The following is a 255-nucleotide window of genomic DNA, read 5'->3' as shown; positions in this document are numbered from 1 at the left end:
AACCTGTGCCACCGTCAACTGTGTCAGAGATAGTCAAGCCAGCACGGTTGTCGTCCAATGCATCAAAAATCACTGTGTCGTTACCAGAACCAGTCGTGATTTTTTGTGCGCCAACTGCAGACGCTGCGTTTGTGTTGAAACGAGCGATCACGTTTGCTGCTTCTGCAGACGCGTCGAATGTTGCTGCACCGATACGTACTTGTGTAGACAATGTACCTACGTCAACTGCGCCAGAGCCGTTAGAGCCTTGACCTA

The 255-nt window shown here is 50.6% G+C and carries 1 protein-coding gene; it reads right to left on the bottom strand.

Features of this window, described 5'->3' with window-relative positions; translation table 11 throughout:
• On the bottom strand, positions 1-255 hold a 255-nt coding region (locus tag KDM92_RS18425), incomplete at both ends, for a hypothetical protein (protein ID WP_212685809.1).

This window comes from Affinundibacterium baiyunense (assembly GCF_018139645.1).
GTDB classification, from domain to species: domain Bacteria; phylum Pseudomonadota; class Gammaproteobacteria; order Burkholderiales; family Burkholderiaceae_D; genus Undibacterium; species Undibacterium baiyunense.
Note: the sequence above shows the minus strand (reverse complement) of the source record. Positions and strands in the feature narration are given on the sequence as shown.